The organism is Clostridioides sp. ZZV15-6383 (assembly GCF_020657735.1).
Classification (GTDB): domain Bacteria; phylum Bacillota; class Clostridia; order Peptostreptococcales; family Peptostreptococcaceae; genus Clostridioides; species Clostridioides difficile_D.
In genome coordinates this window covers 1-2,365 of record NZ_JAGWCV010000114.1, presented here as the reverse complement: position 1 = coordinate 2,365, position 2,365 = coordinate 1, and the positions used below count along the sequence as shown (strand labels likewise).

Sequence of the window (2,365 nt, the reverse complement as noted above, 5' to 3'; positions counted from 1 at the left end):
GGTATAAAAACGAGGAAGTTAAGGACTTAAATATAAGAGAATGGATTTGTCCTAGTTGTAATGAAACTCACGATAGAGATATAAATGCAAGTATAAATATATTAAAAGAAGGATTAAGACTAATAACGCTTCAAAATAAATAACTTATGTAAGAACCGTAGGAACTACGGGGATAGCCTGTGGAGAATTAGTAAGACATATTTTAATATGCAAAATTCTGTGAAGCAGGAACACTGTGACTTTAGTCATGGGAGGTTCAGACTACTTTGTAACAACTTTAACAAAGTATGTTGATATAATACTATTAAATTAATCTTAAATTAGTTTATTTTATTGATTTGTAGTTTAAATTTATGTGCAAAAGCATTATATAAACATATATTTATATAGGGTTTTATAATTCATATGAAAAGAGGGTAGATAGTATGAAGTTAATATGGTTGATAGTAGCAGTCTTATTTGGAATAGCAGAAATGTTGACACCAAGCTTAACACTGATATGGTTTAGTGTAGGAGCTGTAGTACTTATATTTTTAAGTAGCTTTATAGAGAGTATATTATTACAAATTTTAATATTTGCAGCAATTTCTATAGCTATGTTGGTTGTAGCTACTAAAAAAATAGTAAAAAAAGATAAAGGTTACAAGTCTAATACTAATTTACAAGCTATGATATCTAAAAAAGGTATTGTTACAGAAGAGATTTCTCCAAATAATACAGGTCTAGTTGTAGTTGAACATGAAACATGGACGGCTATTTCTATGGATGGTGAAAAGATAGAAAAAGATTCTACAGTAGAAGTATTAAAAATAGAAGGGGTAAAACTAGTTGTTAAAAAAATAAATGCTACAACTAGTGTGACGAATCAATAGAATAAAGGAGGATTTATAGTATGGGTACTAAAATTGTTTTAACTATTGTATTAATATTAGTAGTCGTAGCAATAAGTTTAACCTGCATAAGAGTTATAAAACAATCTAAAGTAGGTATAATAATGAGACTTGGTAAGTTTCAGAAAGTAGCTGAGACAGGTGTACACTTCTTAATACCATTTTTAGATAAAATGGCATATGTAATTGACTTGAGAGAAATTGTAATAGATTTCCCACCTCAACCAGTTATAACTAAAGATAATGTAACTATGCAAATTGACACAGTTGTATATTATAAAGTTACAGACCCAGTTAGATATGTGTTTGAAATAGCAAATCCAATAGCTGCTATTGAAAATTTAACAGCTACAACACTAAGAAATATAATTGGGGAGCTTGACTTAGATGAAACATTAACATCAAGAGATATAATAAACGTAAAAATGAGAACTATTCTTGATGAAGCAACAGACAAGTGGGGAATAAAAGTAAATCGAGTAGAGTTAAAAAATATAATGCCACCTCATGATATTCAAGTTGCAATGGAAAAACAAATGAGAGCAGAAAGAGAAAGAAGAGAAGCAATCCTTCAAGCAGAAGGTAATAAATCAGCTGCAATCCTTCAAGCAGAAGGAGAAAAACAATCAGCAATATTAACAGCAGAAGCCAAAAAAGAAGCTATGGTGCGTGTTGCGGAAGGTGAAAAAGAGTCTGCTATATTAGTGGCAGAAGGTGAAGCTGAAGCTATAAGACAGACAGCTATTGCTAAAGCACAAGGTGAAGCTGAAATGATAAAAAGAACTCAAATGGCAACAGCAGAAGGTTTAAAACTAGTATTTTCTGCAATGAAAGAGTCTGACATTGACAATAATATTTTAGCATTAAAATCTATGGAAGCACTTGAGAAAATGGCTCAAGGCAAGTCAACAAAACTGGTTTTACCTTCAGAAGCAGTTAATTTCCTAGGAACGTTCAAAGGTATAAAAGAAGTTATGAGTGATGATAACAAAGAAATACTTGATGTAAAAGAAGTTATAAGTGGTAATGAATCATTAAAAAAATAAAAGAGTTTTGTTATCATAGGAAGGATATGGAAAATAAAGGTCGAATTAATTAAATATAGCACAAAAATGCACATTGAAAAGAAGAAGACTTATAGCTTTTTAAGTCTTCTTCTTTGTTTTTATTTAAAAAATAATATTATAAAAATAAATTAACAGAATTTTTATACAATTTATTCTTTACTAATATAAAAAGTGTTATATAATATTATATAAAACATATAGCAAATGAAAATTGTTTTAATTAATTTATTTGCATTATTAACATATATATCTATAAAAATATCAACGCTAATATGAAAAAAACTAACAATTAAGTTAGACGTTTATTATTTATTGTTTATATAATAGACAAAGAAGTATCAATGTAAAAATAAAATTAACTGGTAATTACTTAAAAGTTTTTGGATAATTATTTCACAAATATTAAAT

General features: G+C 28.1%; 3 protein-coding genes. All 3 read left to right on the top strand.

Annotation, left to right across the window (positions count from 1 at the left end):
* Positions 1–143: transposase (locus KGF42_RS18865; protein WP_227826893.1), on the top strand; the 143-nt coding region annotated here is incomplete at its 5' end.
* Positions 144–425: 282 nt separating this feature from the next.
* A complete protein-coding gene (locus KGF42_RS18860; protein ID WP_227823107.1) occupies positions 426–872 on the top strand; it encodes an NfeD family protein in 447 nt (148 codons plus the stop codon).
* A gap of 20 nt (positions 873–892) precedes the next feature.
* Entirely contained in the window at positions 893–1,936 is a 1,044-nt protein-coding gene (locus KGF42_RS18855; RefSeq protein ID WP_227826892.1) for an SPFH domain-containing protein, read from the top strand.
* The last annotated feature ends 429 nt before the right edge of the window (positions 1,937–2,365 follow it).